The sequence below is a fragment of the Shewanella marisflavi genome, from assembly GCF_002215585.1.
In the GTDB taxonomy this organism is placed as follows: Bacteria; Pseudomonadota; Gammaproteobacteria; order Enterobacterales; family Shewanellaceae; genus Shewanella; species Shewanella marisflavi.
In genome coordinates, this window is sequence record NZ_CP022272.1 from 960,116 (window position 1) to 985,826 (window position 25,711).

General features: G+C 51.9%; 20 protein-coding genes, 1 pseudogene and 1 riboswitch. Of the genes and pseudogenes, 8 read left to right on the forward strand and 13 right to left on the reverse strand.

Translation table 11 applies throughout. The features are described from left to right. Positions 1–8: 8 nt before the first annotated feature. Positions 9–752, reverse strand: coding sequence for a (Fe-S)-binding protein (locus CFF01_RS04260; protein ID WP_033539664.1), 744 nt, complete (start codon positions 750–752; stop codon positions 9–11). 447 nt (positions 753–1,199) lie between these two features. On the opposite strand from CFF01_RS04260, the gene CFF01_RS04265 reads away from it, so the two are divergent. Continuing rightward, a complete protein-coding gene (locus tag CFF01_RS04265; protein WP_088903981.1) occupies positions 1,200–3,434 on the forward strand; it encodes an acyl-CoA dehydrogenase in 2,235 nt (744 codons plus the stop codon). 174 nt (positions 3,435–3,608) lie between these two features. Next, positions 3,609–4,391 (forward strand): CLCA_X family protein, encoded by a 783-nt coding sequence (locus tag CFF01_RS04270; RefSeq protein WP_088903982.1) that lies wholly within the window; start codon positions 3,609–3,611, stop codon positions 4,389–4,391. A 10-nt stretch (positions 4,392–4,401) separates the two neighbouring features. On the opposite strand, the gene CFF01_RS04275 is transcribed toward CFF01_RS04270, so the two are convergent. The 9 genes and pseudogenes from CFF01_RS04275 to CFF01_RS04310 all read right to left on the reverse strand — a co-directional run bounded on the left by CFF01_RS04275 (position 4,402) and on the right by CFF01_RS04310 (position 13,811). After that, positions 4,402–6,570 carry a cation:dicarboxylate symporter family transporter gene (locus tag CFF01_RS04275; protein ID WP_088903983.1) on the reverse strand — a complete coding sequence of 723 codons (2,169 nt, stop codon included), beginning with the start codon at positions 6,568–6,570 and terminating at the stop codon, positions 4,402–4,404. A gap of 211 nt (positions 6,571–6,781) precedes the next feature. Beyond that, entirely contained in the window at positions 6,782–7,912 is a 1,131-nt protein-coding gene (locus CFF01_RS19265) for a tetratricopeptide repeat-containing diguanylate cyclase (protein WP_232479504.1), read from the reverse strand. Between the two features lie 369 nt (positions 7,913–8,281). Continuing rightward, positions 8,282–8,578 (reverse strand): annotated as a pseudogene (locus tag CFF01_RS19395) (GGDEF domain-containing protein); the annotation flags it as partial. An 8-nt stretch (positions 8,579–8,586) separates the two neighbouring features. Next, on the reverse strand, positions 8,587–8,853 hold the full coding sequence (locus CFF01_RS04285; protein ID WP_088903985.1) for a hypothetical protein: 267 nt from the start codon (positions 8,851–8,853) through the stop codon (positions 8,587–8,589). Positions 8,854–8,868: 15 nt separating this feature from the next. After that, on the reverse strand, positions 8,869–9,687 hold the full coding sequence (locus tag CFF01_RS04290; RefSeq protein WP_088903986.1) for an SAM-dependent methyltransferase: 819 nt from the start codon (positions 9,685–9,687) through the stop codon (positions 8,869–8,871). 94 nt (positions 9,688–9,781) lie between these two features. Further along, a complete protein-coding gene (locus CFF01_RS04295) occupies positions 9,782–10,315 on the reverse strand; it encodes a GNAT family N-acetyltransferase (RefSeq protein ID WP_088903987.1) in 534 nt (177 codons plus the stop codon). Positions 10,316–10,382: 67 nt separating this feature from the next. After that, positions 10,383–12,011 carry a pepsin-like aspartic protease gene (locus tag CFF01_RS04300; protein ID WP_088903988.1) on the reverse strand — a complete coding sequence of 543 codons (1,629 nt, stop codon included), beginning with the start codon at positions 12,009–12,011 and terminating at the stop codon, positions 10,383–10,385. 208 nt (positions 12,012–12,219) lie between these two features. Beyond that, positions 12,220–13,437: a M56 family metallopeptidase gene (locus tag CFF01_RS04305; protein ID WP_088903989.1), complete on the reverse strand. Its 1,218-nt coding sequence runs from the start codon at positions 13,435–13,437 to the stop codon at positions 12,220–12,222. Continuing rightward, on the reverse strand, positions 13,434–13,811 hold the full coding sequence (locus tag CFF01_RS04310; RefSeq protein ID WP_088905873.1) for a BlaI/MecI/CopY family transcriptional regulator: 378 nt from the start codon (positions 13,809–13,811) through the stop codon (positions 13,434–13,436). Before CFF01_RS04310 ends, CFF01_RS04305 begins: the two co-directional genes overlap by 4 nt. A gap of 254 nt (positions 13,812–14,065) precedes the next feature. Here CFF01_RS04310 and CFF01_RS04315 point away from each other — a divergent pair, with 254 nt between their 5' ends. The 5 genes from CFF01_RS04315 to CFF01_RS04335 all read left to right on the forward strand — a co-directional run bounded on the left by CFF01_RS04315 (position 14,066) and on the right by CFF01_RS04335 (position 20,260). After that, on the forward strand, positions 14,066–14,695 hold the full coding sequence (locus CFF01_RS04315; RefSeq protein WP_157704935.1) for a hypothetical protein: 630 nt from the start codon (positions 14,066–14,068) through the stop codon (positions 14,693–14,695). A gap of 196 nt (positions 14,696–14,891) precedes the next feature. Then, entirely contained in the window at positions 14,892–16,208 is a 1,317-nt protein-coding gene (locus CFF01_RS04320) for a metal-dependent hydrolase family protein (protein WP_088903991.1), read from the forward strand. A gap of 123 nt (positions 16,209–16,331) precedes the next feature. Beyond that, positions 16,332–16,532, forward strand: a riboswitch (cobalamin riboswitch). A 98-nt stretch (positions 16,533–16,630) separates the two neighbouring features. Then, entirely contained in the window at positions 16,631–18,589 is a 1,959-nt protein-coding gene (locus CFF01_RS04325; protein WP_088903992.1) for a TonB-dependent receptor, read from the forward strand. A gap of 97 nt (positions 18,590–18,686) precedes the next feature. Continuing rightward, entirely contained in the window at positions 18,687–19,298 is a 612-nt protein-coding gene (locus CFF01_RS04330; RefSeq protein WP_088905874.1) for an arylesterase, read from the forward strand. A gap of 230 nt (positions 19,299–19,528) precedes the next feature. Further along, entirely contained in the window at positions 19,529–20,260 is a 732-nt protein-coding gene (locus tag CFF01_RS04335; protein WP_033539653.1) for an HDOD domain-containing protein, read from the forward strand. A gap of 92 nt (positions 20,261–20,352) precedes the next feature. Here the strand turns inward: CFF01_RS04335 and CFF01_RS04340 are convergent, their stop codons facing one another. Together CFF01_RS04340 and CFF01_RS04345 are read right to left on the reverse strand one after the other, a co-directional pair. Then, positions 20,353–20,619, reverse strand: coding sequence for a hypothetical protein (locus tag CFF01_RS04340; RefSeq protein WP_088903993.1), 267 nt, complete (start codon positions 20,617–20,619; stop codon positions 20,353–20,355). 69 nt (positions 20,620–20,688) lie between these two features. Beyond that, on the reverse strand, positions 20,689–21,588 hold the full coding sequence (locus tag CFF01_RS04345) for a LysR family transcriptional regulator (RefSeq protein ID WP_088903994.1): 900 nt from the start codon (positions 21,586–21,588) through the stop codon (positions 20,689–20,691). Positions 21,589–21,789: 201 nt separating this feature from the next. Between CFF01_RS04345 and metE the strand changes: the two genes are divergently transcribed. Continuing rightward, on the forward strand, positions 21,790–24,069 hold the full coding sequence (gene metE, locus CFF01_RS04350; protein WP_088903995.1) for a 5-methyltetrahydropteroyltriglutamate--homocysteine S-methyltransferase: 2,280 nt from the start codon (positions 21,790–21,792) through the stop codon (positions 24,067–24,069). Positions 24,070–24,145: 76 nt separating this feature from the next. Here the strand turns inward: metE and CFF01_RS04355 are convergent, their stop codons facing one another. After that, positions 24,146–25,687, reverse strand: a complete 1,542-nt coding sequence (locus tag CFF01_RS04355; RefSeq protein ID WP_088903996.1) for a tetratricopeptide repeat protein — start codon at positions 25,685–25,687, stop codon at positions 24,146–24,148. Positions 25,688–25,711 lie beyond the last annotated feature (24 nt).

Genomic DNA, 25,711 nt, shown 5'->3' on the forward strand with positions numbered 1-25,711 from the left:
TCTGCTCCTTATAGGGCTGCGTTGATGACTTCGGCGATATGACGGGTCGAGATCGGTAGTAGCTGGCGGCGGATCATGCCGTCCAGATGCAGCAAGCATGAGGGATCGAAGCCAACGGCGTAGGTTGCACCGGTAGCAGCATGGGCTTGTGCCTTGTCTTTACCCATCTTGGCCGAAACGGCGCCTTCATCAACGGCGAAGGTACCACCGAAACCACAGCACTCATCGCGGCGATCCGGGTAGACGATCTCGATGCCAGGAATACGACTCAGAACGGCCTCGACCTTATTGGTACGTGGGCCCATCTGCTCGCTTGGCGTCGCCAGATCCAACATACGGATGCCGTGGCAGCTAAGTTGTAGGCTGACCTTAAACTTGAATGGTTTGTTGAAAGCGGGAACTGGGGCAACGTCGTGCAGAAACTCGGTAAGTTCATAGAGTTTGTCGATCACCGCCTGGGCTTCTGGGCTGTTGTCGAACTCATGGAAGTTTTCTTTGGCAGCAACCAGGCAAGAAGCTGCCGGGCAGACGATAGCGTCGCACTCAACGCCTTTGAAAGCGTTTAGCAATTTTAGGGTGGTCTTCTTGGCTTCATCAAAACAGCCCGAGTTAGTCATGGGCTGACCACAACAGGTCTGGCCCTTGGGCAGTATGACCTGATGGCCGAGTTTTTCGAGGAGTTCGACGGTGGCGATGCCAACATGGGGCATCATCTGGTTCACCAGACACGGAATAAATAGGGCTATCTTCATGAAGCACTCTCTTATTTGAAGGCTGCATGTGGGCGAATGCGCTGGCTTATTGTGCCGCTACAGGTGGCATAAGCTTGGTATTTGTCCCATATTGCAGGGTTGTTTGTGATGATAATTTAAGCTTATATCCACATAATAAGTAGTGCTAATTTAGTAAATATATATGCTCATTTTTTCATTTTTGAAACAGCGTGATTTTGCTCTCTTATTGTCAAAAAAAGTCTCTGATCTAGGTCAATAAAGGTCTGATTCAAACAAATATATGAAACAGGTGTTTAAATTTTTTATTTGAGCGTACACTTGTAACCTTTTGAAAAGCCAGATATTAATTTTTAGTTGTGTTTGTAACTGTAAAATAAAGCATTTTTTTACAGTTAGAATGTTTGATCTAATTTCTTTTTTGTGACGTAATGCACACTAGGTTTCCTGGTCGGATGAGTCTGAGAGATGAGTATTAGAACAACATTTAAAAAAGTACTGCCGAGTATATCTACCACTGAACAAGAGGCACTCGATGCCGGTGATGTCTGGTTAGAGGGATCTATTTATCAGGGACTACCTGATTTTGATGCCCTGCGTCAGATCCCAGGAGCTAGCCTGTCCGATGAAGAGCAGGCCTTTCTCGATGGTCCAGTACAGACCTTGATTGAGATGGTGGATGATTTTGCCATTCAAAACAGCCTGCATCTGCCAGACAATATTCTGAATTTCCTAAAAGAGCATAAGTTTTTCTCGCTGATCATTCCTAAAGCCTTCGGCGGTCTGGAATTTAGCCCTTATGCCAACTCAACGATTGTTGCCACCATTGCCGCTAAGAGTTCGGCAGTGGCTGTTACTGTCATGGTGCCTAACTCTTTAGGTCCTGGCGAGCTGCTGATGCATTACGGTACGCAGGCGCAGCAAGATTTTTGGCTGCCTCGTCTGGCGAACGGCCAAGAGATCCCTTGCTTTGCCCTAACCAGCCCAGAGGCGGGCTCGGATGCCGGCGGCATTCCCGATGTTGGTACTGTCACCATGGGTGAATACCAAGGCGAGCAGGTGCTTGGTCTGTCGGTCACCTGGGATAAACGTTATATCACCTTAGCCCCTATCGCGACCGTACTGGGTTTGGCCTTTAAGGTCGAAGATCCTCAAGGTCTGCTGGGCGGCAAAGAGCAGCTTGGTATAACCTGCGCCCTGATCCCTAAGTCGCATCCTGGTGTTGAGCTGGGTAATCGCCATGATCCTATGGGTTGTCGTTTCTACAACGGTACTACTCGTGGCGAGAATGTGTTTATTCCGATGGAATTTATTATCGGTGGTCAGCAGAATATCGGTCGTGGCTGGCAGATGCTGGTGGCCTGCCTGGGTGCTGGTCGCGGTATCTCGTTACCTGCCCTAGGGGTCTCGGTGAGCCAGGCGTCTTTCAAGTCGTCGGCTGAATACGCCGCAGTGCGTGAGCAGTTTGGTTTAGCGATTGGTAAGTTTGAGGGGATTCAGGAGAAGCTGGCGGATATCGCAGGTAAGACCTATCTGCAAGAAGCGATGCGCGTGCTGACCACAGAAGGTTTGGGATTAGGACTTAAGCCCTCAGTCGTAACAGCGATTGCTAAATACCATATGACAGAGATTGGCCGTGATGTGCTGAACTCCGCCATGGATATCCAGGCTGGTAAGGCGATTCAGCGTGGTCCGCAAAATACCTTGGCTTCTGGTTATATGGCCCAGCCAATTGCCATCACGGTGGAAGGGGCCAACATTCTGACCCGCAACCTGATGATCTTTGGTCAAGGGGTCATGCGTTGTCATCCACATCTGCAAAGCATGGTTGAGGCGATTCACAGCGATGATAAAGATGCCGACAAGACCTTTAATCGCATCTTCAGACAGACAGTGGGTTACAGTGTGGGCAACAGCCTGCGCGCCTTCCGCTTAGGCCTGCTGCCTTTCACTGCCGCTGCCAAGTCTGAACTTAGCGAAGTGGTGGAATATGAGAAGGCGGTACACAAGCTGGCGGCTAAGCTGGCTGTCTATGCTGATTTCTCCTTGTTGGTGCTTGGCGGCAAGCTCAAGCAGGCCGAGATGTTGTCTGCGCGTCTGGGGGATGTCATGAGCTACCTTTACGCAGCTATGGCATCGATTCGCTACTACGAGCAGAAGGTGAGTAGCGAACATCGTGCCCAGGCCAAGCCTTACTTTGACTATGCTACACGTTGGGCTTTGGTGAATGCCGAAAAAGCACTGCTGAGCTTCCTGGATAACTTCCCTTCAGCACCGACGCGTCAGTTGATGAAACTGATCACTGTCACCTATTCGCCTAAGATGAAGAAAATCAACGACGATTTAGTGCGTGAACTGGCGCATCAGGCGCAGCTCAACACTCATATAAAGCGTCAGTTGACTCATCTGGTGAAACCTGTACCGGGCGATGGTAATGATATCAATCAGCAGGCCTACCTGGCTAAGATTGCCTGTCTGCCGCTGCTGGCCAAGGTGAAGAAGGGGCTGAAGCAGGGTTACTTTAAATCGGGTGTCAGATTTTCCGAGACCCTGGACAGGGCACGTGCCGCTAAGATCATCACAGAAGGCGAGCACAAGCAGCTACTTGACTATAACCTCAAGCGTGAGCGGGCCATTCGCGTCGATGAGTTTGACTTTGACATGCAGTTGGTCGATGACAGAGCGGCGTTGAAGATAGCCTAACGTCACACTGAATGCTTAGCTAAAAGCCGCCCTCGGGCGGTTTTTTTTATGCTAGATATTAATCCACAGGGAATGAAACCGCCGCAGCGCTTAGGTTAACCTGCTAATAGCTGGCGCTGCTGCTTAAGCCAAAATAGGTTATGATGGCCCAAGTTATCGAGCAAAGGCAGATCAGTGCTAAAACGACATCATTATCAGCGTCAGGGGCCAGACTATCGCTGCGGCGAGCAGGTAAGCTTTCATGATATCAAAGAGGTCTTTGGCCTAAATCATATTCGCCTTGGCAGCTGGGTCGAGGAGGAGGAAAAGCATAAGGCGGCCAATCTTATCTTCGACGCCTTTGCCGACCTTGCCTTTATGCTAAAGCTGCCGCCTAAGGCCATGGGGCTGAGACAGACGCTGAATTTGGCTTTTGGTACCGGTGGGCAGATGGGCGTACAGGCGCACTACATGCCTGCGCAGCGGGAGTTGGCATTGGCCAAAAATGCGGGGGCGGGGGCCCTGGCGCACGAGTTCTGGCATGCCTTCGATCACTATATTGCCGCCAAGACATTTGATATCCCGTCGACGGGCATTGCCTTTGCCAGCCACTGTTGGCTCGCCGATCACACACCTATTGTGCATCCACTCAACGATCGCCTGATGCAGGTGTTTGCCACCACCTTGCTGAGCATAGACGGGCAGGACAGTCATGACTATGTGAGCCGCTCCGTGGCGCTGGATAGGCAGCAGGGCAGGCAATATTTCTCCAAACCTACAGAGCTGATGGCTAGGGCATTTGAGGCCTGTATCGAATCCCACCCGGAGATCCAAAATCCCTACTTAGTCAACGAGACTCTGGATTCGCCACTGGCGAAGGCGGGTGGTTATCCTAGCCTGGCGCACAGGCAAAGCATCTATCAGCAGCTGTTGGCTTATTTTGGCCCCCTGGGTGATGCCCTGGGACGCGAAGCCTAAACCGAAGTCGTTACTCCACCCAATGGAGTACATCGCGAATGATGGACCATCTGGGTTTGGTTTCGCTGGCCCCCTGACCCAGCATCCAGTAGTTGTAGAGCTTCTGCTGGTGACCATCGACCTTACGCAGTTTCTGCCAGTTGTTGACATAGTTAAGCAGCGACTGGTTATCCTGGGCCACGGCGTAAGCGACAGGATATTTGACCTTATATTCCAGCGGCGCGATGCCATAGCCGGGGAAGAAGAGGGTCCAGGCGGAGCCAGCCTCGGCGCTGATCACCACGGCGTCATATTTATCGCCCTTCTGACGGAAGAAGTTTTTATAGCCCTTTATCTTGACGAAGTTGAGGTTGGGGTAAAACGCCTTGGCATCTTCTATGATATCGCTGTGCTCTACATAGGCGATGGTCACATCCTGCATCGCCTTGATTGACTGGTTGCTCTTAAATCCATTGACCTTATGATCTTTGGCGGCAATAGCCAGGTTGAGCAGCAGCACAGGCTCCACATAGCTCAGCTTGTCCATCTGCTCGATATCCATCGCCAAGCCCGACATGGCGATATCGAAGAAACCTGCATCTAATGACGCGGCCAGCTTCTCCTTCTCAAAGGGGATAAACTCCACCTGCACACCGAGATCGTCTGCCAGACGATTCGCCATGGCGCTGTCAAAGCCCACCAGTTGCCCGGCATTGTTGTAGTAGCTAAAGGGGACATTGCTGGGGATATAGCCGACTCTCAGCACGCCCCTGCTGCGGATGGCGTTAACGTCGGCGACGGGGCGACTCGGTGTCTGGCCGAGGATCGGGAACTGCTTGTTCACCTTAGTGGGCACCTTATCGGCGACCTGCATATTGGCGATCACACCGCTGGTGACCTCTGGGCTATGGATAAACAGCCCCATGCCGATACGGCAAACCAGTAAGGTGACCGCCACGCTGGCGCCTATGCCTATGCCCATCTTTAGCAGATGGTGTGGCCTGAGTCTCAGGCGTTTCTCAAATAACGCTACTGTGAGTAGCGTCAGGGCAAACAGGTTCATGACGGCGGCGATGGAGTTGAACTTACCTGTGATAAAGCCCGACATCACAAACAGCTGAAACAGATCCTGAGGCAGGTGCACGAGATCCAGCATAAAGGGGATCGCCACATAGACGCTGCCAAACAGCGACAACAGACCGCTGATGGAGAGCGACGGGAGCGCACTCAGTTCTACTGGCGTACCGTTAAACCAGCCAGCAAACAGCACGAAGAGGATAACCGTTAGCTTGCCTATGTTGGGGAAGGTGAAGGCGATAGGCACCAAAATTTCAACTAAGGTTTCGGCATCATCACTCAGACTCTGATGCTCGCGCATGATCTGCTTACACTCTTCGACAATCACTGGAATTACGATAAAAATGTTGCCGGTGGCAAAGGCGGTGACCAGGCTGGACTTACTGATCCGCAGCGCCTGAGCGAAGGTCACCGGAGTGAGTGAGGCGACGATCCAGGGGAGCACCCAGAAGGTAAGCAGCAGACAGAGGACAAAATAGCTGATGAGATAAACCTGCATGCTGGCAAACTCATCCACTCCCATGGTGCCCGCTGCCGAGGCCGACATGGCGAAGATCCCTATGGGTAACACTTTGACCAGCGCCTGGGTGATCTTGGAGAAGATCTCACTGCAGGTGTGCATAAAGTTGATGATCAGCAGCTTGTTGTCGCCCTCCATGCCAATCAGGGCCAGCCCCATGGCGATGGCGAAGATCACCATGGCGGGTACATAACCTTCGGCCATAGATTGGAACGGATTGGAGGGGATATAGAGCTTAAAGTAGTCGATGGCCGCGGCTGGCTCTATGGAGCTGGTACTGAAAAAGGAGGCGGTTTCGACAAAGGGAAAGGACAATGGCATCAGCGCCACTAATACCAGGCCAACTGCCCAGAGCAGCAGCATGATCACGCCTGCGCGGCTAAAGATCAGGCTGGCGGTGGCACGCTTGAGTTTGCCTATGCCGCCCACCAGAGAGACCAGAATGTAGGGCAGTACCGTCATCTGCATCAGCAGGATCACACTGGTCCCTATGTTGCTCATCCAGCCGACGGACTCACCAAAAAACAGCCCCACCGCAAAACCGATAAACATGGCGACGAGCATCTGAGTCGAACTGCTCATGGAGAAAAGTTGCTTTAGCACGACAATAGTTCCCTTATGTGACACATACCTGTGATGGCTGGGCATCATAGATTGGTTATCAGATTATAGAAGGGGGGATAGCGAGGTAAAAGGCTTGATTGTCAATCTGTTGCGGTTAAGCACAGTTTTTGGCCATGTTAGTGTGATTTAAGGGATTGCTGCCAGTCGGCTCAGCTTGAGCCGACGCAGTTTAGTGGACTCTTATTATGACTTAGAGAGAAAGCACAGTGTGTGAGGCCTTGGGGATGGCGCGTTCGGCTTCAGGGTCGAAGACACAGATGCGATCCCGTCCGGTTTCCTTCGACTGATACATGGCGCTGTCGGCGTCGTTGATCAGCCGCTCCAGTTTAAATCCTGACATCTGAGTGTCTGTGATCCCAAAGCTGGCGGTGACCTCAAAATCATGACCCGTTTCGCTGCAATCTATGTTGGCAATTGCCTTACGGCAGCACTCCGCTAGTTTGATGGCGGTTTGCAGATCGCATCCCGGCAACGCGATACAAAATTCCTCGCCGCCGATACGGGCGAAGATATCGTTCTTTCGTCCTTGGGCCTGACAAGCCTTGGCGACCTTTTTCAGTACCCAGTCACCCACGGCATGACCATATTTATCATTGATCTGCTTGAAGTTATCCAGATCGAACAGGATGTAACTTAAATCCACATCACTGCTTTCACAGTAGGCCAATGCGCTTTGTGCTACCTGAGTGAAATGGCCGCGATTAAATACATGGGTCAGGGCATCAAATTCAGCCAGCTGCTTGAGGCGCTTCTGAATGGTCCATGACTTATAGGCCCAAAACCCCAGTAGTGTGATGATGGCGATCAGCAGCGAAATAAACAGGCGGGTATTTTCCGCCTGGGTCTTCGCCAGTTGCTGCTCTGTCAGGAGCAGGTTGTTTTGTCTGTCGAGCAGGGCGATACGGCTCTTCTGCTCCGCCGCTTGATGCTCGGCGAGCTGGAAGGCCAGATGCTTGGTCTTGATATCGTCCAGGTAAGCCTTGTCGGCCTGGGCGTATAACTCATGGTAATAAAGAGCGCTAACACTATCATTTTGTGATTTGTTGATTTGATACAAAATTTTATATGCATTTACTCCAGACTCTGAGTTAGCTATGCCTTTGGCGTACTCGAGTGACTGTAAGGCATGGTTTTTCGCACGGCTTAATTCGTGTCTATCAAAATGGGCTTGGGCGAGGAGTGAATGATAAATGGCGATATAGGGGGCGTATTGCGATACTTCTAGAGTTTCTAAGTTACTATTTAATATCTCGATGGCCTTCTCTGGCCTGCCCTCTTGTATATAAAGCGTTGCTAGATAGCTATCTATCGCGCTTTCCATTATGGGTTCGTTGGCTTCCTGGCATGCATTTATACCTTCAATAATTTCAGGGGAGTTAGGCTGAAGTCTATGTAATCTAAACAGTGACTCTAGTTTTAAACTGTGGGCAACACAGTAATTTCTTTGCGTTGTCTTTCCTGTAAATAATTGATTAGTAAAACTAAGACCCAGCTCATACTGACTCAGTTGATTGTAAATCAGTGCTGCAGAGGCGATACCTAATTGCCTTAGTTCATCATCTCGTATGGATGGTGCAAGGTGAGTTAGATTGGATAGTTGCCTAATTCCCTCATTCCAATTTTTCGATATGGCGTAAATATTCACTAATGAGATGATAGTTTTATATTTTATTTCATTCTGGCCTTTCATCTCGAGAATTTTATTGTAGGTCGATATCGCGTTGGTAAAGTCACCTTTAAAGGAATATTGATAGCCAATTAAATAAGCAAGATGGTATTGTTGAGATTCGGAAAGGCTCTGACGTGAAGTTTTTATTTTTTCTATTAAGTCATTGAATTCATATGGGGATGAGCTTTTTATTTGCTCAGCCTTTGACAGTAATCTATCCGCCTCTAGATTATCTAAAGCGAAGCTGTTACCTATGATGAAAATAAGGCTCGCACAAATCAAGCGAGCCAGATTTTTTAAACGCAGCGAAGTAACCATATATCGTCTTATGCTGAAAGCCGTTGATTAGTGATGTCCTGTTCTTCTTCACGCTCTTCTTCTTGTTCAGGCTCGTCTTCAGCAGGCAGCATAATACACACAATATCAGGACAAACATCTAGCTCTCTCTTGAGGCTAATATCGTCTCGATTTAATAGTGATGCTTTTAGCGTAGTGCTGAGCGTTGATTCTGTAATTGCCTGCTGGAAATTAGCTTCGTTTTGTAGCGTGGCGTCTTGCCCCATACGTTCCAGTAGTTGAATGATGTTCGGCATTGTTCGTCCTTATTGTTAGTGGTTGTTTTCAGGTACTAGGCTGTCATCAACTTGGAGGGCCGCCTCTAGTTTAGCCAGCTTCTCCAAGATGGTTGGATTCGGTCGCATTTTCTCGCTCGGCGGGATCACCAAGGTGGTGTGCATGAAGATCTCGGCATCGGCCAGTTTACCTAGCGTCAAAGATTGCTTACGTACCTTATCAATAGGGAGTACGGCGGCCTCGTAGAGGATCACCTGGTGATCTAGGGGATAAGTCTCTGCCAGCAGCTCTATCAGTACCTGCCGATGGGCCTTGCTGGTGGCGAATTTGGTCATGCTCTTGTCACCGGCCAGGCCTATCTGCCAGAGGACCAAGTAACTGGAGGGGTCGAAGCGGCGCTTATAAAACATAAACTGGCTGGCTTCAAACTGCTGGCAACCAAATTGGCCTGGGTCTATGCCAAGATCGGCGATGAGGCAATCTTCGGCCGAGATACCTGGCACCATAACCGCCTCGAAGCCTTCGGCGCGCGCCGCCTCAATAGAGCGGTGGGGCGCCTGGGCGAAAACTCCGGGATGACCATAGAAGGCGCCGACGACTTTCTTGCCTTGTCTGACTTCAGACATTATGGCGTCGACCATCTCTCGATAGGTGATATGGCGCGACTTTCCCTCGTCGTAGAAGATCTGCAGCGAGCGCACGTCTGAGTGCATCTCCTGTAACCAGAGTTCCACGATACCGTTGGAAACACCCGAAAAAACCACGTCGGCTTGTTCAATATAGCTGCGTGCCAGGGGGCAGATGTGGGCACCTAAGGTCATCCCAATGCCTACGCAGGCTAGGCTTCCCGCCATGAAATTGAGTCCTGATGTTACGCTTGTTAATTGAGGGTTAAAGTTAACAGCAATCTTAGTATTTTAAAACTGCTAATTACCTTGAATTGGAGACCTATTTCATACTTATGTAATGGACTCTTTCGGCGAAACAGGATTTCATCTTTTGTGGGTAATTCTCATTTTCTTTAGGAAGTGAAAAGGGAGCCGTTTCGAATACAAATCCGAGCTTTTTGACGAAGCGTTCAGTCGCTAGATTTTTGGCGGCAAAATTAGCCTGTATACGCTCAACCTTTAGCTTAAGGTAGGCATATTCCATCAAGGCACCCATGGCTTCCTCCGGATAGAGCTTGCCGTTAGCCTCGGGCAACAACATGATGCCGATCTCGGCCCTGCTGCGATCGTTTCCCTGCCAAGTCAGCCCTTGTATACCTATGGCGCGCAACCTTTTCTGTTCCACTATGGTCCAGTTCATATATTGAGTAGTAGGCACAGTGTCTGATAGAGCTTGCGTCATCTGCGATAACGCTATTTGAAACGCCCTGTCGGCTTGGTGTTGGGTGAGCGGTGGGGCTATATGACGCATCACCCGCTCATCACAATAGAGGCGGTGATACAACTCCCTGTCCGTTGCCGATATAGGGCGCATGGTCAGGCGCTCACTACAAAAACTGTGTTTGGGCAGATATTTGGTTAACCGTGATGGGAGTAGCGAGTTACTTGGCAAGTTGCGCCTCCGATATGGCCAGGGGGCTTTGCTCGGCAAAGCGAATCACTCCCTTGTCATCCACCGAGCGGTCAAATATCACATAGTAGCCACTCATCAGTGGTAGGCCCAAGATAGATTGATTTGGCCAGTTGGGCAGCTGTGAGAGCAACTTAAAGCAGGCCTTGCCTTTGGTTGGCGTATTGATTTGCCAGTAGTGCTGGGGCGTGACGCGGATGGATACTGGCTCACAACCCGGTGGGCAGCTGGGGTCACTACAAGTGGGCGCCGCGTGCAATTCGCTCCGTGGGCCAATAAAGTAGAAGGTGAGGTCCGGCCATAGCTCCAGTTGCAGGGTCTCCATGTCGATGCCGGTTTGCTGAAAGGCGATCTCGCTAAAAGGGGCAATCTGCTCAGTAAATAGCGGGTTGATCGCGTCTAGCGCCTGTTTCATGGCATCAAATAAATGACGGGTGAGCACGATGGCGGAGGCGCCTGTGTCGATAATGGCGTTGCTTTGACCGCGCAGGGTGTCACAGATATGTACCCCGTGCGTATGCAGATGTTGGCCATTGTGACATAGGGCGCTACTTGGCGGAGCCTCTTGGGGCTGTTCGTTTGCGGCCTGGGCTTGCTGTTGCGCCTGAGTTAGCAGGCTGGGGATCATCTCATTGTCGCCGACACTCAGCCCCAGCAGATTGACGTTGTAATACTTGTTTTCAATCACAGCTATGGTTTTAAACTCGCCTTGATAGAGCTCGGTATGTTCTTCACCGCCTCCTAAAATCAACCAGCCTTGGTTGAGAGGATCCTGGCCTAAGAAGGCGAAGTCGTTGGCGCTGTTGGGTGCCACCACTTCTTGGCTCCTTACATGTATGCTGGAGCGGCGGGCAAAGAAGGCAAACTTATTCGGTGTGAGGCCGTGGGTGGTTAAATTGTTGAAGTAGGGCGGCAGACTATCTGTGGGCTGGGTGCGCAAGAAGCGCTTAAACTGGCGCAAATCTTCGCTGTTGAAACTCTGGTCTGTTGCCTGATGCCAAAGGATGTCCGCTGCTTGATCTATCGAGAAGTCGCTGCTGGCTTGATTGAGGATCGGGCGATAATGCTGGCTGGAGAGATGGATCTCTTCATCAAAGGGCCAGGGAAAAGTGAGCGCGGGCGCTATGCCATAGTGATGGAAATAATCTTTTAGATCATAGACCTTGTTGAGGCTGTCATAAGCCAGCCCCAGAATGCCATCGGCGTCGGCGAAGCTAGTTTCCTGAGTTAAAGAGGAGACTACGGCGACGGCGCATCGCTCCAGCACTATGGGCTGATGGGCCTGGGGGAGATGCTCGTCATGAATATCGAAATCTATCTCATCTTCGCGAATACCCACCCGGGTATAGACTACAGGGCCGTCCCAACCGCCGATGCCGTAAAGCACCTCTTGTGCCAAGCTGGTGGGGACTAAGGCGTTGTCGCGCTCTTCGACATAATCGCTGCCGGATACCACTAAGGTGCTGCTGCCCGTATCTAAGATCAGGTTCAGCGGATGTTTCTCTGCGCCGATGCGCAGTTGGGCGCTGTAACCGCCTTTGGCATACACATTGACCAGGGGAACTTTTAGGGTGCGAGGCGTGGCCTTAGCTGAACTCATCGATGACCTTTTGGGTTGAGGGAATTCGTTTTGTTTTTATATAAGCCATTGTTTTACCCGATCCGCAGAAGGGGATCAATCCAAGGTAAACCCGTGGCAAATAGCGAGGAGGTGAGGGTGTCACATTAGGTGAGAAGCATTGTTTAGTGTCAGCAACAGAAAAAGAGCAACGCGGCCCCTTTTCACATATAGGTTTTGACTGCAGGCCTTAGCCGGCGGTCACCCGAACTCTTTCTATTTCAGTTTTTGGTGCCGACATCATGAAGTCCAGTTGTACCTTGGCCTGCTTAACGCCGTTAGCTGAAGATTGGTATCGCCATTGAGACAGGGCTTTAACGGCTTCGCTGTCAAATATACCTGCCGGAGACGACTTGATCACCGAGACATTGCTGACATTGCCTTGCTTGTCGATATCAAACTGCAGCTGGACATACCCCTCGATATGTTTCTCGGCTGCCTCGACGGGATAGCTTGGCTCGATCCGCATGACTGGGCTCGGCGCCTTGGTTTCATCATGGTGTTTGTCACCCGCATTAGCGCTTTGGTTGATTAAGGCTCCCGATAACCCCAGTGTCAGCGCCAGGCCTAGAATGGCAAGGGGACGCTTGGTGTGTGTTCTCTTCATTTGCATGATCCGCTCCTTGAGGATGGTCTTGTTTCCATAGTGAGTGTGTAGCATGCCCAATTGGGCCTGCTGGGAGTACGCCAGTAGCGTTTGGCTATAGGCAATTCTTTGTTGTTTATTCATCTTCTGAGTGACTTCGGCATCGCAGGAAAGCTCCTGGTCGTCACGAAAGCGGCGATAGGCCAGCCAAAAGACGGGGTTAAACCAAAACAGTGACACCAGCAGGTAGCCAAACAGGTTGGCCAGAATATCCAGACGCTTTTGATGATTCAGCTCATGGCAGATCACCGCCGCCTGCTGGCTTATTGGTAGATGTTCAAAACTGCCTGGTACTAAGATCACCGATTTATAGAGTCCGGCTAGCATGGGTGAGTCTATGCCGTTGTGACGCCTAATTTGTATGGGGTGATTTGACTCGGCGTTGGTGTCTAGATGAATCGGCTGACTCTCTTGTATCAGTTGTCTGAGCCGGTAGGCGTGATAGATGAGTGCACCCAGCAGCATCAGGCTGCCCACAAGCCAGATGCTGGTTAATGTCAGCTTGAGCCAGCTGAATTGGCTCTGAGCTAACAGTTCGCTGGCTAACACGCGGTAATGCTGAAGTTGTTGCAGTGAGGCACTGTTGATATTGCCAGGGGAGAGCTGCCCGTAAACAGTGCCAATCAGCAGCAGTGGGACGCTGTTCCACAAGGCATAGGTGTTATGGGCGCCAAGGCGTGCCAGTAGCGGTTTGTGCAGCAGTATTAGGGCAGTGCATAACAGCGTCAGTGGCAGCATGATGTTAAGCAGTAAGGTCATCATGACGATTGATCCTCTTCCCAGTGCTCGATGAGGGCCTTCAGCTCGGCAATGTCTTCTGGACTGAGTTGCTTCTGCTTGGCAAAGCCTGCCACCAGTGGAGCGACTTTACCGGCGAACACTCGCTCGACAAAAGATTGGCTCTCTTTGAGTTGGTACTCGCTCTGATCGATTAGCGGGTAATAACGATAGGCGCGCCCCTGTTTTTCAAAGCCTAGGGCCTGCTTTTTTACCAGACGGTTGAGCAAGGTTTTGACGGTTTTTTCGTGCATGCCCTGGCTGCTGGCGAGCGCTTCGACGACTTCACTGGCGCCTAAGGGGGAGTTGCGCCATAAGATGTTGAGTACCGATAGTTCGGCGTTGCTGATCTCTTTCATCATGTCTGTTCTATTTGTCTGTTAGTTTGATTACAGTTGTAATTTTTAATCAAGATTACACTTGTAATCTAATGCGTCAAGTCATTTTTTGAACGCTATTTTTTGTAAATGGCGCAGCTTTTTGTCGTCGCTTTGTAGTAATATCTGCTGGATATCACTCTGTTTTAGTGATTTTAACTGCATGTAGGCATTGATTAGCGAGCAATTCGTTTACGTGAGCCTGTGTCGCATGGTTGAGGATGAGGTATATAAAAATGGATTTTTTACGACCCGGTTTATCTAAGATGTTGGCGCGGCGGTTAGGTTTGGCACTGCTGGTTATGCCATTAAGTGTTGCGGCTAACAATGGTGGTCCATCGGCTCCACAAGCCAGTCAATTAACGATTTTCAAACAGCAGCTAGGGCTGTATTTCCCATCAAGCTGGCGCCTGGCCCACAGTGAGCAGCAGGGTGATATGTTTTCTGCCGAGTTTGTGCCAGCAGAAGAGCTATTGGCCCATTGGTCTTCCCTCTATTGTGTGCAAGGATTTAAAGGGATGGCTGGCCGTATCGGTCCCGAAGATTTTCTTGATACTTTTGCCGAGCAATATCGCCATATCTGTGAGGGAGAGATGCAATATCAGAAGCTCGGGGCAAGCGATATTAGCGGCAAGGCAAGCTATAGTGCCATGCTGACCTGTGACAAGATGCCTCTGACGCATCGCGGTGAGGATGGGGTGAACAAGCCTATAGGTGAGATTGGCCACTACACAGTTATCGCCGGTGAGGAAGATCTGTTTCTGCTGCATCAATCGGCGCGGGGAGAAGCATTATTATCTCTCTCTACCTTGCCGACAATCGCGCCGCCAATAGAGCGCGTTGCCAATATGGCGAGTCTGCGTTAACGCCGCCGCAGATCTCTAGATTTGCGAATTCCCGATAACCCTGGTTTACCAGGGTTTCTTTTCTGGTTGTTTTTACAACAATTTGTTGTCATGTTATTGAGGTTTAAGCGTTCGCCTGAACGGTTAGCCAGTGATTCGCTGTGTCTGTTAACCGCCGGTGAGCATATTTTAGTCCAGAGATGATAAACGGGTCATAATGAAAAATAATAAGCTGCTTCCCCTTGCCGCCATGACGGCGATCTTTCTATCTCACTCCCTTAGCGCAGCGGAGGTCACAGTGATCCATGCCGGTATTTTACTGGCCGACCCCGCTGCCAAGCCTGCTTCTGAGCAAACCTTAGTGATCACCGACGGCAAGATAAGCCAAGTGGCCGCTGGGTATCAGAGTGTCGAGACTATTGCCCCAGGCGCACACTATGTCGATTTGAAGCAGGCTTTTGTAATGCCTGGCCTGATGGATATGCATGTGCATCTACAAGGCGAACTTGGGCCCAATAATGACAGTCAGCGACTGCGTATGTCTGATGCCGATGTGGCGATGCAGAGTGCCTATTTTGCTAAGAAGACGCTGATGGCGGGCTTTACGACGGTGCGGGATCTTGGTGCTAAGCCTGAGCAGATCTATGCCCTGCGTGATGCGATCGATAAGGGCTGGCTTGATGGGCCGCGTATTATCGCCTCGGGTGGAGTGTCGGTGACAGGCGGACATGGTGATGTGGATGGTATGAGCCCGGATCTCTTGGATAAGTTTACCACTAAGACGATTTGTGATGGTCCTTATGATTGCCGCCGTGCTACCCGACGTGCCATCAAGTTTGGCGCCGATGTTATCAAAATCACCTCCACCGGCGGCGTCTTGTCTGACACCAACACCGGCACCGGGCTGCAGATGAATGACGATGAGATTAAAGAGATTGTCGAGACAGCCCATGCCCTAGGACGCAAGGTGGCCAGCCATGCCCATGCAACTGAAGGGATCAATGCCGCTTTGCGCGCCGGGGTCGATAGCATAGAACATGGTAGCTATGCCGATAAGGAAAGCATTAAGCTACTGAAGAGAAATGGTGCCTTCTTAGTTCCTACCTTGTTGGCTGGCGATACCGTGGTGCATATGGCCGAAGAGTCCAACTTTATGTCGTCAGCGATAAAGCAAAAAGCGACCCGGGTGGGCGCCGATATGACAGCCAACTTTACCCGCGCCTATAAGGCGGGCGTTAAGATTGCCTATGGTACAGACAGCGGTGTGTCGGCTCACGGCATTAATGCCCGCGAGGCGGTGCTGATGAGTCAGGCGGGCATGAGTAATCAGGATGTGTTGATCTCGGCCACCATAAACGGCGCCGCGCTTATCAATATGTCAGATAGCTTGGGTACCCTGGCGGTAGGCAAGCAGGCTGACATTATTGCGACCCAGGGAAATCCCCTCGAAGATATCTCGGCCCTGCTGGATGTTGGCTTTGTGATGAAAGGGGGTAAGGTGGTCAAATCCGGGTTAGAGAGTCAGATGCAGTGATATTAGACATTTATACGTGTAGACGTCTATAATGCCCGCGCTTTGTCATCTATCTTGTTGGCGACATACCTGCGTTGTCGTGAGTCGGTCAGCTTGCGCGTTTAGGTCGACACAGAGCAACCAAATTTAGTCAACCTTATGTGGTGCCCTGGCCAAAATGGCGCAAGGGATAATCGGGAAGCCAGTGAAAATCTGGCACTGCCCCCGCAACGGTGAAAGGTGAGAGCTGGATGCGCTAGTGCGTTAACAATCCTTGCTCGTCGTTTAAACAGCTTGTTTAGACTTAGCCTCAGTCCGGAGACCGGCCCTTAAGGTGATTTTGAGATTTCGGTGGGCAGATCTCAAAATGCGACCCTGGCGGTTTTATGGACTGCGCCCAGTCGTGACACCTTGCCCTGTTTCCCTTTTAGGAGTTAAAGGAAATGGGTACACAACCTAGTAAAATCGCGTTACTACTTGGCGCATGTTTGGCTGGCAGTATGCCTGCTATGGCGGCAAACTCAGGCACCCCTGGGCCTGTGGATGAGACCATCACAGTTATTGGCCGCAGTGAAAACACCCCTATTAATATTGCGGCCAACGTCAATGTGATTGATGCAGCCGCCATTGAGCTCAGCGGCGCCACCAATCTCACCGACTTGCTGCGTGGACAGAGCGGTATTCAAGTTTCAGACTCAAATTCGGGCGCGGTCTTTGCCATGCGCGGTTTCGGTGCCGGTCAGGCTGCCAACAACACCTTGATTCTTATCGATGGCCGCCGTCTCAATAATATCGATATCGCTGCCCCCAGCATCAATGCTATTGGTCTCAATCAGGTAGAGCGAGTCGAGATCCTCTCAGGCAGTGCCGGTGTGCTCTATGGCGATCAGGCGGTCGGCGGGGTGATCAATATCGTCACTAAGGCGCCTAAAGATAACGGTGGTAGCGTGCAGGTCTCGGGCGGTAGCTTCGATACTTATGAAGCTAAGGCCGATGGCTCGGTAGCCATCAATGACAACTGGCGTCTCTATGGCGCGGCCAATTACCTTAAGAGTGATAACTACCGCAAGCACAATGCCAGCGAGACCAGCTCTGTGCTGGGACGCCTGCAATATGACGATGCGGCGCAGCAGTTCTTCGCCGAGGCGAGTCATTACGACAACCGTCGCGAGTTAGCTCCCGCGCTTACCGAAGCGCAGATTAAAGAAGACCCCAGGCAGGCGGGCGATCTGTTTGTCGATGCCTATCTGCACGAAATGACCACGGCGGCCCGCACCGGCTATCAGCGCCAGCTTAACGAGGCTTGGTCACTGGGCGCGGATCTTAATTATAGTGACACCCTGATAACCGGGCTCAGCACTTGGGCGACTAACCGCCGCGATACCCGCTCCTTGCTGGAGTTTAAACCTAAAGCTGTGGCCAATATCAAGACGGATAATGGCGAGCTCAAGCTGGTGACCGGCTTAGATCTGAGCCGAGGAGAGTCGGTATTTAGTAATGGCCGCAGTAATGTGCAGAAGCTGGCGAGCGCCTACTTGCAGGCGACAGTGCCGCTGACTGATACCTTCAGCTATGTGGTGGGTGGACGTTACGCCGAGGTGACCGATGAGCTGGTTGACGGCAAAGCCTATCCAAATGGGATCGATCTCGATCAGGATGCCCATGCCTTCGAGCTTGGCATCAACTATCGCCCTAACCAGCAGCAGCGCTTGTATCTGCGCGCCGATGATAACTTCCGCTTTGCCAAGGTGGATGAGCAGGCCTATACCCCGGCCAGCATTCAGGGACTCAAGCCACAGACGGGTCGTTCCTATGAAGCGGGCTGGGATCTGCTGCTTGAACATAACACGCTGCGTCTGAGTGCTTACCGCCTGGATCTGGAAGATGAGATCGTCTTCGACCCGAGCGCCGAGACGCCGATTGGTGGCAGTTTCCCGGGTGCCAATGTTAATGCCGATGCTTCGCGCCGTTATGGGGCAAGTGTCGATTGGGACTGGCAGGTGAGCAAAGCGGTGCAGCTTGGGCTTGAGTATAACTACATAGACGCCGAATTTACCGAAGGCGCCAATGAGGGCAAAGCGCTCTCTTGGGTGGCCAAAAACAGCGGCCGTGGTTATGTCAGTTTTGATGTTTATGCGCATCTACAGCTATTCGTCGAGGCGGTCTACACGGGCGAGCGCTATATGGAGGGTGACAATGCCAATCAAGGGGATAAGCTCGATGCCTATACCTTGGCGAACATCTCGGTGAATTATTCCCGCGATGCTTGGCTGGCTAGCCTGAGAGTGGATAACCTGTTGGATGAGGAGTATGTCAGCTCCGGCTATTTCAGCACTTGGGGAAGTGGTTTTTACCCTGGTACTGGCCGCTCGCTGCGTCTGACCGCCAGCTATCGTTTCTAAGCCTGCCTTGTTTAGGAGAGCCAGTCAGATCTGACTGGCTTTTTTATTACCAGCTGTTCATCATGGATGGCATATGAGTGATAAGGGAGCTAAAAGATTGAAGTTGAAATGGTTGTTGTTGCCCGTGGTTCTGTTGTTGGTTGTCTGGCTGTGGCCTGAGCGTGGACCGTCATTATCGCCACTGCCACTCGATGCCAAGATACTCGCTTTTGGCGATAGTTTGACCCAAGGGGTTGGTGCCAGTCGCGAGCTGGATTATCCCAGTCAGTTGAGTAAGCTGACTGGTCGCGAGGTGATCAATGCCGGGATTTCGGGGGAGACCACAGCCCAAGGTCGGTTACGTTTTGCCCGCGTGCTGGATGAGACAACCCCGGATCTTGTGATACTCCTAGAAGGGGGCAACGATTTTTTACGTAACGTCAGCGAGCAGCAGGTGGCCGCCAATCTCGACGCCATGTTGAGCCTAGCGCGTCAGCGCAATATCCCTGTAGTGCTGGTTGGTGTACCTAAGAAGAGCCTATGGCTGGAAACGGCGCCCCTGTATAAAGTGTTGGCTGAGCAATATCAGCTGCTATTTATTGAGGATTTTTTGACAGAGCTGCTAAAATTACCAGAAGTAAAATCTGATGCTATTCACCTTAACGACGAAGGCTATCGCCGACTCGCCGAGCACCTATATCAGCGTCTGCAACAGGCCGGTGCCCTATAACCGAAAACGGTGCGAACAGCCCAGAGATACAGGGTGTCACTTGCTTGTTAAGTGGCAGAAATTTGTCGTTTAGCCTGGCCCAACGGGCAAGCGCGAGTGGCAAGATGAATTTATTTAGGTTAATGTCCGTTTTTACCCCAAATCGACTTGACCCAGATGGGCTTTTTATGGGTAAATTCTCGGATAACAAATGGCGCCGTGCCAATAATAAATCAGGTTAATAACTTCTCATGACAGATCTTGAGCATCAGGTATTCACTCAAGTACGCGCAATTATTGCCAATGAAGAACAGGTCATCGGACGACGGGGCATTCTTATCCCGTTGAAAAAAGCCATTATTGCCGATGGCGATATCCGAAATGTGATTGACATTGTCTCCTCTGATCCCGCCTTAGCGGCACATCTGCTGTGGCGCAGCAATTCAGCGGCTAACGCTGGTGGTATCGTCTCATCGAAAAACCGTTCGTTAAAAGATGCCTTGGTGCGTTTAGGTCAGGTCAATATCTATCGTTACGCCTTTACCTTCTATCTGAAGGAGCGTTTGGACGAGTTGCCGCAGCCCTATAAGAAGTTGGTCTATGGTTACTGGGCGCTGACCGAGAGTATTGCTACCGATGCCGTCGATAGCCTGCATCATATGGAAGGAGTCGACATCAGTCCGGATGAGGTGCAGACCCTGGCGCTGTTTAGCGTGTTTGGCGAGATAATCGCCCTGACTGCCTTTGCCTATCTGAACGCCGAGTCGGAGCAGTCATTCCCGCTCTCTATCATTAAATCATTGATCGATAATCAGAAGCAGACCCTGACTCTGGAGGCGTTTGAGTCTCTTGGCCTTGACGAGGAGTTAAGGGAAGAGTTTATGATCGCCCATAACCTGCGTCAGACCCGCAATCCAAATTCGCCAGGTTTGGTGCTACGCCGGGTGCTCTCTATGCGAAATCAGCTGCTCAACCCGCTATAGGCGTTTTGACCAGCTAAAAGAAAACCTGCCAAGTGCAGGTTTTTTTGTGTCTAGAGTTTGAAAGCTTGAGTTCGGGCTTTCTTGCTTACCGGTTACAGCTTGTCGGTTGAGCGGCCGTCAATATCGGGTGTCGCCACCAGACGGCCAAAGAATTGGCTGAGACCATGGACTTTGCGAATATATTCGGCCCAGATGATGCCCAAAAGCGCCCCCATGGCTAAGCCTAAAAGTGGCGCGGTTAGGCTAGACGGCGACTGTTGCATGCTAAATAGGCCGCCGCTAAGCAGACCTAATAAGGAAGGGGATAAGACGATACCAAACCAGAGACAGGCTTGAACAAAAAGTGCTACAAGTTTCATACTAATCCTTTAGTGTTTCTCGAGCGATAACGCCAGTCTACCTCTAGGCTCACTGCTTGTATACTCGGCTCAGTGCCCCTGACGTTCCAGCCCCTCAGAGGTCACCAAATTCAGCCACTGCTGGGCGAGACGCGCGCTGCTGCCATTACTGCGATAGGCGCCGAACAGAGGGCGTTTTAGCCCTTCAGGGCCCAGTTTTACTGCCTTGAGCGACAGACCATGTGCCTCATTGATGGACCAACTCGGCAGGGCAGCGACGCCATCCTTACAGGCGATGCGTTGCAGCAACATGGCGGTAAGATCGCAGCGGATCTGCTTGGCGACCGGTACGCCTGCTGGCTCCATGAAGTGGCGATAGATATCCAGTCTGTCTAATGGAACTGGGTAGGTGAGCAGTGTCTGCTCGCTAAGCTCTGCTGGCGTGACATAGGGCGCATCGGCCAGCGGATGGTCTTTGGCGACCAGGAGTTTGACCTCGAAATCGAACAGGTGCTGGTAGGCGATATCATGATCAGGGATAGGATCTGAAGTGAGCACCACATCCAGTTGCCCCTGCTTGAGCGCAGTCAGCGAATCGAATAGATGACGGCTCGATAACTCAAGGTTAGTGTGGGGAAAGCTGGCATTAAACTGCTCGATCACCGGCATCAGCCAGCGAAAGCAGCTGTGACACTCTATGCCCACAAAGAGATCTTTCACCTCGCCGCCCAGACCGTTTTTCAGATCGATCTCAGTTTCTATCACCTTAGGTAAGATCTCTTCGGCCAGATTGAGTAGGCGAGCTCCCTCCTGAGTAAAAGAGAGGGGTTTGCTCTTACGCACGAATATTGCCGAGTTGATGCGGGTCTCCAATTCCTTGATCTGGTGGGATAAGGCTGACTGGGTGACAAAGCGCTTCTTGGCTGCGCCCGCGAGACTGCCGCTCTCTTTCAGGGCGACCAATGTACGTAAATGCCTAAGCTCTATCATTTTTTACCTCACATGAATTTGGCTCATGTTGCTCGTGAAATCAATTCGATTGCGAGACAACAGACTAGCACAATAAACTTCTAGACGTCCAGACGCCTGTTTATGTTTGTTGTGCAATTTCAGTTATCACACCTGGATTGCGATGACAGCGAAGGGCGCTAACCATGAATTTCGCTCATCTTAATGCAAAAGGTATACAATATGCAAACTCTAGATATTGCTTCATTAGGCTTTCCCCGTATCGGCCGTCAACGGGAACTTAAATTTGCCCTGGAAAAGTATTGGCGCGAAGAGATAGATCAGGCTCAGCTGCAATCGGTCGCCCGCGAGCTGCGTCAAACACACTGGCAGTGGCAGCAAGAGTCTGGGGTAAGCCAGGTGCCTGTTGGGGATTTTGCCTTCTACGATCAGGTACTCACCCTGAGCGCCACCATTAACGCTATCCCGACCCGCCATCGCAGTGGCGAGCAGGTGGATCTCGACACTCTGTTTCGCGTGGCCCGTGGCCGTGCTCCAACGGGAGAGGCGAGCCGCGCCGCCCAGATGAAAAAGTATTTCAACACTAACTATCACTACATAGTGCCCGAGCTCACGCCAGGCCAAAGCTTCGAGATCGCCTATGAGCAGCTGTTCGACGAGGTGGACGAGGCTAAAGCGCTGGGTCATCAGCCAAAGCCTGTGCTGCTGGGGCCTGTCAGTTATCTTTATCTTGCCAAGTGTGAAGGTGAGCTTTTCGATAAGCTGAGCCTGTTGCCTGAGCTGATTAAGGTGTATCAAGCCATCTTAACGCGCTTCGCAGGCCAAGGGGTGAGCTGGGTACAGCTCGACGAGCCTATCTTGGCGCTGGAGCTTGACGGTGAGTGGCTGGCGGCGTTCCAGCCGACTTACAAAGAGCTCAGTGGTCAGGGCGTTAAGCTGCTGCTGGCGAGCTACTACGGCTCAGTGGCCCATCATCATGAGGTGATTCGCGATCTCAAGGTTGATGGACTTCATCTGGATCTGGTGAGCGCTCCTGAGCAGCTTACCCCCTTTGCGGCAACGCTTAGGCCTGAGCAGGTACTCAGCCTTGGGGTGATCAATGGCCGTAACGTGTGGGCGGCGGATCTCGATATCTTGGCAGAGCGACTGCGTGGCGTGGTGGCGGATCTTGGTGAGCGAGTTTGGCTGGCGCCCTCCTGTTCGCTTTTGCATGTGCCTGTGGATCTGACGAGCGAAACTGAGTTGGCCCCCGAGCTTGCCAATCAACTCAGTTTTGCCAAGCAGAAGCTTGATGAATTGGCGCAGCTAGGTACCTTGCTGGTCTCGCCACAGAGCGATGAGGCGCAGGCGATAACTGGGCGTTGTCAGGCGAGGCGTCAGGCCCGTGAACAGGCGGCGAATACTGAGGTGCAGGCAAGACTCAAGGCGTTAACCTCAGCGGATTTTGAGCGCCATAGCGATTTTGGCGAGCGTCGCCTCAAGCAACAGGCCCGTTTTCGTCTGCCGCTGCTGCCCACTACCACAATCGGCTCCTTCCCGCAGACGCCAGCTATTCGCGGCCTGCGTAGCCGCTGGCGCAAGGGGGAGTTGACCGAACAGGCCTATGTTGCGCAGCTTGAGGCGGTGACTCGTGACAGTATCGCCCGTCAGCTTAAGTTGGGGATCGATGTCTTGGTCCATGGTGAGGCCGAGCGTAACGACATGGTGGAGTATTTCGGTGAGCAGCTCGAAGGTGTGGGCTTTACCCAGTTTGCCTGGGTGCAGAGCTATGGCTCGCGCTGCGTTAAGCCGCCGCTTATCTATGGTGATGTATCCCGTCGTCAGCCGATGACGCTCCAGTGGGCAAGCTTTGCCCAGAGTCTGACCGACAGACCGGTGAAAGGCATGTTGACCGGCCCTGTGACCATACTGCACTGGTCCTTTGCCCGGGAAGATATTGGTCGCGAGGAGATCGCCAATCAGCTTGCCTTAGCAATTCGTGATGAGGTGACCGATCTGCAGGCAGCAGGTATAGGCATCATACAGATAGATGAACCTGCCTTTCGTGAAGGCCTGCCACTGAAGGCCAGTGAGTGGCAGCACTATCTCGATTGGGCTGTGGCCGCCTTTAAGCTCAGCGCGGCAGGCGTGGAGGATGAGACTCAGATCCATACCCATATGTGCTATAGCGAGTTCAACGCCACCATAGATGCCATCGCCGCCATGGACGCCGATGTGATCACTATAGAAACCTCGCGCTCTCACATGGAACTGCTCAATGCCTTCGAAGACTTCGAGTATCCCAATGAGATAGGGCCCGGCGTATATGACATCCACAGCCCAAATATACCTAGCGTCGAGGAGATGGTGGGCTTAATTGAGAAGGCGGCGACTAAGATCCCCGTGGGACAGCTTTGGGTGAATCCCGACTGTGGACTGAAGACGCGCACCTGGGATGAGGTGGAGCCCGCACTGCAAAACATGGTGAAGGCCACTAAGGAGCTGAGAAGACGCCTGGGATAATGACTCTGGCGACTCTTTGCCTTTAGATTAAGTGGGTGGCCAGATCTCTGGCCGCCCTTTGTCTTTTGAATCTTGGTTATCGTGTGTTATTGCTAGCAGCACTCAGGTTCGCGGCGATCTCGGCTCGTCGCTCATCGAGTCGCTGCTCAAACAGTGCCTGCTCGGCCTCGCTAAAGCCTTGCTTGAGGCTGGCTAAGCTAATCTCCATCTCACCGGTGGGCAGAAAATAGAACTTATCTTCTAAGGCTATCTGCGCCCAGATGGCGGCATCGACCCTTTGTCCCAGCTCAGCGCAGGCCTGATGTAGAGGTTCCAGCGCCAGGTTTTCACCTGTGAGTGCAGCGCGCTCCAGATATGGGATCGCTTCTCTCGGGTGGCATCGCCCTCTATCATCTTCATGGAGCAGACGTAGCCCATGGGTAAGGTCTATGCTGGCCTGCTGAGATTGGCTTATCGGGTGCTGGGTCAGAAATCGCTGATACAGGCTGTCTGCCAGTTCCTTCTCATATTCACCCATCTTGGTACTTAAATCCTCAACCCGCGTCAAGTGGTAGGGGGCTGGATCGATGGCCGCTAAGCGATAGTAAGATAGGGCCGTTGCTAGATGGCGGCGGGTGCCCAGTCCATCTTCATGGGCCTTGCCCAGGAGGAAGAGGGCGTCTGTCCACCACTGTTCGGCCAAAGGCGTCAGCAGGGCGATCGCCTCAATGTGGCTGTCGCGGTCAAGTTTATGATTGAGTAGCAGCTCGCACAGGTGGTAGGTAGCGCTGTCATTATCCATGGCGATGGCTTGTCGCAGACACTTCTCCGCCTTGGAGATATCCTGGGGTAGCTCTTTGCCTTGCTGATAGAGGCGGGCCAGCTCGATGAGGGCAAAGTCATTGTCCTGGGCCAGTTCGCGCATCAAACGCTCGGCCTCACGGGGCTCGGCAGGGCCGCCTTCACCACTAAGTAGCATTCTCGCCAGCAGACTCTTGGCGTTGGTATCGCTATCAATAATCTCTTGTAGCAGTGCTCGGGCCTTGGCGGGATCAGGCTCTCCATGGCGCGGTGAGAGCCAGAGGTTGGCGAGATCGTACTTTGCTTCAACCTCTCCCGCCTCAGCGGCCTGGGTCAGGTAATGCAGTGCCTGAATACCCTCAGGATCGAGTAGCGGACTCTCCTGATAGAGCTTACCAAGTTCTGCCTGATGCTGGCTATTGCCCTGGTCAGCACCGGGTTTCAACATGGTTTCCAGCTGTGAGCTGTTGGCTTCCAGGGTGGGGTGAACATTAAATTTCAGCATCTGGCGCTGAAGCTGAGCAAATTGCTCATCGAGTTCGGCAGCTTTTTGAAACCAGTCGTTGGCCTTGGCCTGGTCAAACAGATGGGTATTTTCGAGGTTGTAGAGTTCACCGAGGAACTGCGCCGCATGTGCCATTCCCATGGCCGCTGCTCGTTCCAGGTAATCGATAGCCTGTGCTTCTCGACCGCTGTGCAGCAGCTGGTTTGCGAGAAAAATCACTTGTTCGGGGTCGCCGGTGACTTCGATTGGTTGTTTATTACGCCAGGTGATGTAGAGCGAAAATAAGGTAATGAACAGCAGGGCTAAGAATATAAATAAAATAACGGTTTGCATTGTGATCCTTCACATTGTCTATGG

What these genes read in the sequence shown, in the direction of transcription:
- CFF01_RS04260 (WP_033539664.1), bottom strand. Translation starts at nt 752, where the DNA reads ATGAAGATAGCCCTATTTATTCCGTGTCTGGTGAACCAGATGATGCCC.
- CFF01_RS04265 (WP_088903981.1), top strand. Translation starts at nt 1,200, where the DNA reads ATGAGTATTAGAACAACATTTAAAAAAGTACTGCCGAGTATATCTACC.
- CFF01_RS19265 (WP_232479504.1), bottom strand. Translation starts at nt 7,912, where the DNA reads ATGGAAAGCGCGATAGATAGCTATCTAGCAACGCTTTATATACAAGAG.
- CFF01_RS04285 (WP_088903985.1), bottom strand. Translation starts at nt 8,853, where the DNA reads ATGCCGAACATCATTCAACTACTGGAACGTATGGGGCAAGACGCCACG.
- CFF01_RS04290 (WP_088903986.1), bottom strand. Translation starts at nt 9,687, where the DNA reads ATGGCGGGAAGCCTAGCCTGCGTAGGCATTGGGATGACCTTAGGTGCC.
- CFF01_RS04295 (WP_088903987.1), bottom strand. Translation starts at nt 10,315, where the DNA reads ATGCGCCCTATATCGGCAACGGACAGGGAGTTGTATCACCGCCTCTAT.
- CFF01_RS04300 (WP_088903988.1), bottom strand. Translation starts at nt 12,011, where the DNA reads ATGAGTTCAGCTAAGGCCACGCCTCGCACCCTAAAAGTTCCCCTGGTC.
- CFF01_RS04305 (WP_088903989.1), bottom strand. Translation starts at nt 13,437, where the DNA reads ATGATGACCTTACTGCTTAACATCATGCTGCCACTGACGCTGTTATGC.
- CFF01_RS04310 (WP_088905873.1), bottom strand. Translation starts at nt 13,811, where the DNA reads ATGAAAGAGATCAGCAACGCCGAACTATCGGTACTCAACATCTTATGG.
- CFF01_RS04315 (WP_157704935.1), top strand. Translation starts at nt 14,066, where the DNA reads ATGGATTTTTTACGACCCGGTTTATCTAAGATGTTGGCGCGGCGGTTA.
- CFF01_RS04320 (WP_088903991.1), top strand. Translation starts at nt 14,892, where the DNA reads ATGAAAAATAATAAGCTGCTTCCCCTTGCCGCCATGACGGCGATCTTT.
- CFF01_RS04325 (WP_088903992.1), top strand. Translation starts at nt 16,631, where the DNA reads ATGGGTACACAACCTAGTAAAATCGCGTTACTACTTGGCGCATGTTTG.
- CFF01_RS04335 (WP_033539653.1), top strand. Translation starts at nt 19,529, where the DNA reads ATGACAGATCTTGAGCATCAGGTATTCACTCAAGTACGCGCAATTATT.
- CFF01_RS04340 (WP_088903993.1), bottom strand. Translation starts at nt 20,619, where the DNA reads ATGAAACTTGTAGCACTTTTTGTTCAAGCCTGTCTCTGGTTTGGTATC.
- CFF01_RS04345 (WP_088903994.1), bottom strand. Translation starts at nt 21,588, where the DNA reads ATGATAGAGCTTAGGCATTTACGTACATTGGTCGCCCTGAAAGAGAGC.
- metE (WP_088903995.1), top strand. Translation starts at nt 21,790, where the DNA reads ATGCAAACTCTAGATATTGCTTCATTAGGCTTTCCCCGTATCGGCCGT.
- CFF01_RS04355 (WP_088903996.1), bottom strand. Translation starts at nt 25,687, where the DNA reads ATGCAAACCGTTATTTTATTTATATTCTTAGCCCTGCTGTTCATTACC.